The sequence below is a fragment of the Streptomyces lonarensis genome (genome assembly GCF_012033735.1).
GTDB lineage: Bacteria > Actinomycetota > Actinomycetes > Streptomycetales > Streptomycetaceae > Streptomyces > Streptomyces lonarensis.
Genome location: NZ_JAAVJD010000296.1, coordinates 1 through 5,368, shown reverse-complemented (window position 1 = coordinate 5,368; position 5,368 = coordinate 1). Strand labels below are relative to the sequence as shown.

Annotated in this window: 4 protein-coding genes; 1 reads left to right on the top strand and 3 read right to left on the bottom strand. The window is 73.4% G+C overall.

All coding sequences use genetic code 11. The features are described 5' to 3' along the window. A partial coding sequence (locus HCN56_RS23145; RefSeq protein WP_512700876.1) for a cupin domain-containing protein occupies positions 1-382 on the top strand: 382 nt, incomplete at its 5' end. A gap of 206 nt (positions 383-588) precedes the next feature. On the opposite strand, the gene HCN56_RS23140 is transcribed toward HCN56_RS23145, so the two are convergent. The 3 genes from HCN56_RS23140 to HCN56_RS23130 all read right to left on the bottom strand — a co-directional run bounded on the left by HCN56_RS23140 (position 589) and on the right by HCN56_RS23130 (position 5,125). Continuing rightward, positions 589-1,596 (bottom strand): hemolysin family protein, encoded by a 1,008-nt coding sequence (locus tag HCN56_RS23140; protein ID WP_167974232.1) that lies wholly within the window; start codon positions 1,594-1,596, stop codon positions 589-591. 2 nt (positions 1,597-1,598) lie between these two features. Further along, entirely contained in the window at positions 1,599-2,945 is a 1,347-nt protein-coding gene (locus HCN56_RS23135) for a hemolysin family protein (protein ID WP_167974230.1), read from the bottom strand. Between the two features lie 692 nt (positions 2,946-3,637). Beyond that, positions 3,638-5,125 carry an aminopeptidase P family protein gene (locus HCN56_RS23130; RefSeq protein ID WP_376770920.1) on the bottom strand — a complete coding sequence of 496 codons (1,488 nt, stop codon included), beginning with the start codon at positions 5,123-5,125 and terminating at the stop codon, positions 3,638-3,640. Positions 5,126-5,368: the final 243 nt, after the last annotated feature.

Genomic DNA, 5,368 nt, shown 5'->3' with positions numbered 1-5,368 from the left:
GGCGCCCCCCGTCCCACCGACCGCCGGAGAAGCCGCCCCACCGGCGCCCGCCGCCACCGCGCCGCCCGCCGCCACCGCGCCGCTCAACGCGGCGCCCGCACCTCCCGCGACCCCGGTCGACGCACCGCTCGCCGAGGGGTGGAGCCCGGCGGCCGACGGCGACACCCTGGTGATGGCGCTCAGCGGCGAGCTGGTCCTGGAACTGGCGGAGGAGGCCGGAGACTCCGGCACCGGCACCGCCGAGGGCCCGGTACGGCTCGGCTGCGGGGACGCGTACGTGGTGCCCCCGGGGGTCGCCTACCGTGCCGTGACCCACGGCACGTGCGAGTACGTCCTGGTCGACCCCGCCGGCACCACCGTCACCGGTCGCGTGGCGGACTGACCGACCCCGGCGGCCGAGCCGCCGCCCGCGAGCGGCGGGCACCGGCACCGGGCCCCCTACCCATGCGGAACGGCCCGGCGGTCGAGACCGCCGGGCCGTTCCGTGCTTCCGATACGTCCGGTGCGCCACCGCCCGCCGCGCAGGCGTCGGGCGGCAGGATGCCGGTGCGCCAGGTGCGCGCCCGTTGCCGGACGCGCACCCCCGCCTCACGCCATCAGCCGCACCAGCAGGTCGTCCAGGCTGATCAGCCCGGCCAGCCGTTCGTCGTCCGTGAGGACGACCGCGAGCGACGCGCGGTGGTGGCGCAGCTGCTCCACCGCGTGCTCCACGGTGTCGTCGGCGGTCAGCCGCGGCACCGGACGGGCAAGGTCGCCCGCCGTGATCTCGCGGCCCTCGGCGCGCGCCACGATGGCGTCCCGCGCGTGGACGGAGCCCACGATCTGGTCCCCGTCACGCACCAGCAGCCGGGTGTGGTCGCTGGCGGACGCGGCCGACAGGATGTCGCCCACGTTCGCGGTGCCCGAGACCGACACGATGCGGTCCACCGGCACCAGCAGCGACCTGATCGGCGTCTGCGGCTCGTTGAGCGACCGCGTCAGCAGGCCCGAGTCGGACTCGCTGATGAGCCCCATGCGCTGCGACTCCGTCACCAGCTGCCCGAGCTGCTCCCGGCTGTGCACCGAGTTGAGCTCCTCGACCGGGGTGACCCGGAAGGCCCGCACCACACCGTTGGCGGCCTGGTTGAGGGCGCGCAGCGCCCAGCGGAAGACGCGGACGATCGCCCGGAACGGCGGCGACAGCAGCATCGCCGAACGCTCCGGGTGGGAGATCGCCCAGGACTTCGGAGCCATCTCGCCCACCACCATGTGGAGGAAGATGACCACCACCATGGCGAAGACGAAGGCGACGCCGTAGCTGACACCGCTGGGCAGGCCGAACCGCACCAGCACCGGTTCCAGCGCGTGGGAGATCGCCGGCTTGGAGATGGACCCCAGCAGCAGGGTGCAGGCGGTGATGCCCATCTGGGCACCGGCCAGCATCAGGGAGAGTTCCTTGGTGCCGGCGAGAGCGGAGCGTGCGCCCCGCTTCCCCTCGGCCACGGCCTTCTCCAGCCGATGGCTGCGGGCCGCCACGAGGGCGAACTCGGCGGCGACGAAGAACCCGCTGCCGATGAGCAGCAGCACGGTCACGAAGAGGGCTGTTCCGATGTCCATCGTCAGACCACCCCTCGCTCGTGCGTCGTCGCGGCGGGCACGCGCACCAGCCGCACCTTCTCCGGGACGTGCCGGTCCATCGCCAGCACCTCGATCTCCAGCCGTCCGCCGTCACCCGGAAGCTCCAGGTCCAGGCGGTCGCCGACCGTCGGGAACGCCCCGAGCCGGTCCACGACCAGACCCGCGACGGTCTCGAACGTCTCCTCCTCGGGGAGGGGGATGCCGGTGGCGTCCGCCACCTCGTCGACGCGGCGCCCCGCGTCCACCAGCCAGCCTCCGGCCCCGTCGGCCACGGCGATCTCGACCACGCGGTCGCTCTCGTCGGCGATCTCGCCGACGAGTTCCTCCGCGATGTCCTCCAGCGTGACGATCCCGGCGAGGCCGCCGTACTCGTCGATGACGATCGCGAACTCCTGGCCCGCGGTCTGCATCTGCTCGACGGCGCGCGGCAGCGGGAGCGTGTCCGGCAGCCGCAGCGGGGGACGGGCGAGGCCGCCGGCCGTGACCGACGCGAGCTTGCCCTCCGGGAGCTTCACCAGTTCCCGGACCCCGATGACGCCGACCACGTCGTCGACCCGCTCGGCCACCACGGGGTACCGGGTGTGGCCGCGGGCGCCGATCTTCTCGACGACCTCGGCGGCGGTGGTGTCGGTGCGCACGTAGTCGACGTCGACCCGCGGCACCATGACCTCCCCGAGGGTCCGCTCGGAGAAGTCCAGCGCGTGGTCCAACAGCTCGGCCGTCGCCTTCGGCAGGTGGCCGTGTTCGCGCGACTCCAGGATCAGATGCCCGAGCTCCTCGGCGGTCGCCCCGCCGTGCAGTTCCTCCACGGGCTCGATGCCGATCATCCGCAGCAGGCGGTTGGCGGCGGCGTCGAACACGTGGATGACCGGGCCGGCGATCTTGAGGTACAGCAGCGTGGTCGACGCCATCTGCTTCGCGAGTTGCTCCGGGACGGCCAGGGCCAGGTTCTTGGGCCCCAGCTCACCGACGATCATCTGGATGACCGTGGCGCCGATGAAGGAGAGCGTGAGGGCGAGTCCGCTCACGGCGGCCTCGGGTACCCCCACGGCGAGAAGGACGGGGGAGATCAACTCCGCCATGGCGGGTTCGGCGAGGAACCCGACGATGAGGGTGGTGACGGTGATGCCCAGCTGCGCGCCCGAGAGCATGAACGACAGGCGCTGCTGAACCCGCACCGCGCGGATCGCCTTGCGGTCTCCGGCGGCCGCCTCACGGGCGAGCTTCAACCGGTCTGCCGCGACGTAGGCGAACTCCTGCGCGACGAAGTAGCCGGTGCCGACCGTCAACACGATGACGGCGAGCAGGGCCAGAAGTGCGACACTCATCAAGCACCACCTCGCCGCGTGCCGCGGTCACGCATGTGCTGGCGAGGTGGTCCCGGACTGTGGCTGCGTTCAGGCGGGTCCGACGATCTGGCGGACAAGGCCGTGCCCTTTCATTCGGTTACAGGTCTGCACAACGTTAGTACCAGAACCCTTCTTCCCGCTGCGGTGCGCGGGTACCGATCGGACAACACGATCGCGGCAGGTCACACCGGACTCACGATTGGTTGCAGCAAACAGCTGTTCGAGACGGAGAGTCCACCTCCGGTTGCGGTGCGGAGCCGTCGTGCGGGGTGACCGGCGTCGCCGCGGACCAGGGCGCGCCGCACCGGCGCAGAGCGCGACCGACGGATCGCCGGACCCACCGCGCCAGGACGGACAGGCCGCGAGCCGTCACGGCGGGTGATCGGGGGGCGGCGCAGGCTGCCCTCACCGCGGCAGCCGGCGGTCGTCAGCGGCCAGGGGCGGCGGGCCGCCGACGCGAGCACGGCACCGCACCGCAGGTCAGGGGTACTGGGGCGGCGCCGCGGCGCGGCCGCGCGTGGGGCCGGAGCCCCGGACCGTCCGCGTGGCCGGCCGTGCGGGTGGTCGCGGCCAGGGGGAAGGGTGCGGGCGGTCCGAAGCCCGGCGGTCTCGGCCGGGCACGACGCCCGGCGGCCCGGGGCCGCCCCGGTCGGGACGGGCCCACAGCGGGCTCAGGCGGAGGCGGCGCCGAGGTCGGCCATCCAGCGCTCCACGTCCTCGGCACGGCGCGGCAGCATCCCGGAGAGGTTGCGGCAGCCGTCCTCGGTGACGAGGAAGTCGTCCTCGATGCGCACCCCGATGCCGCGGTACTCCTCGGGCACGGTGAGGTCGTCGGCCTGGAAGTACAGGCCCGGCTCCACCGTCAGGCACATCCCCGGCTCCAGCGTGCCCTCCGCGTAGGTCTCGCGGCGGGCGGTGGCGCAGTCGTGGACGTCCAGGCCCAGCATGTGGCCGGTGCCGTGGAGCGTCCAGCGGCGCTGGAGGCCCAGCTCCAGGACGCGCTCGACCGGCCCCTCGACCAGGCCCCACTCCACCAGGCGCTCCGTCAGGACCCGCTGGGCGGCCTGGTGGAAGTCGCGGTACTTGGCGCCGGGTCGCACGGCCGCGATTCCGGCCTCCTGCGCGTCGTACACCGCGTCGTAGATCTTCCGCTGCAGCTCGGTGAAGCGGCCGTTGACCGGCAGCGTCCGGGTCACGTCGGCGGTGTACAGCTCCCGCGTCTCGACGCCCGCGTCCAGCAGCAGCAGGTCGCCGTCGTTGACGGAGCCGTCGTTGCGCACCCAGTGCAGCGTCGTCGCGTTCGGCCCCGAGGCACAGATGGAGCCGTAGCCCACGTCGTTGCCCTCGACGCGCGCCCGCAGGAAGAAGGTGCCCTCGATGTACCGCTCCGAGGTGGCCTGCGCCCGGTCGAGGACCTTCACCACGTCCTCGAAACCGCGGGCGGTCGCCTCGCAGGCGAAGGTCAGCTCCGCGATCTCGAAGTCGTCCTTGACCAGCCGCATCTCCGACAGGAAGGTCTGGAACTCGGCGTCCCGCTCGGCCGTCACCTTGTCGGTGAGCGCCGCCTCCACGGTGGCGTCGTAGGACCGCACGACGCGGACCGGACCGCGGGCCTCGGCCAGCAGCGCCGCGACCTTGCGGACGTCGGCGCACGGCATCCCGTAGCGGCGCTCGGCCTCGGTCAGGCTCTGGCGGCGGCCGACCCACAGCTCGCCCTGCGCGGAGAGCCAGAACTCGCCGTTGTCCCGGTCCGACCGCGGCAGCAGGTACAGCGTGGCGTCGTGCCCCTCGGCCGTCGGCTCCAGCACCAGGACGCCGTTCTCGCTCTGGTCACCGGTCAGGTAGGCGTACTCCACCGATGCGCGGAACGGGTAGTCGGTGTCGTTGGAGCGCGTCTTCAGCCGCCCGGCGGGGACCACCAGCCGCTCGCCCGGGAACCGCTCCGACAGCGCCGCGCGGCGGCGTGCGGTGTGCTCGGCCTGGGCGACGGGCTCCAGGTCGGTCCGCTCGGTGTCGGCCCAGCCGGACTTCATGTTCTCCGCGAGCTCGTCCGAGACCTTCGGCGCGAGGCCGTTCTTCCGCGGCTTCGGCTCTGCCGGCTTCACCGCCGCGGTGCCCTCCGGGCTCTCGGCGGTCTCCGGGCGCTGCTCATCGGCCACGTCTGTGCTCCCTCGCTCGCGATGTGGGCAGGTCGGCGGCGATACGACCGGACCTGCACCCATCGTATGCGCGGAGGTAAGGCGTGCGACAGGGCCATGCTGCTGAGCCTGGCAGCGGCGGCCCGGGGTCCGGGCGCGGGGGCCGGCGGACGACCCCGCCGGGGGCACCGGGACACCGCCGGGACACCGGCGGCCCCGACGGTCGGCAGCGGGCGCGCACGTCTCGCCGGGGCGGGTCTGGCC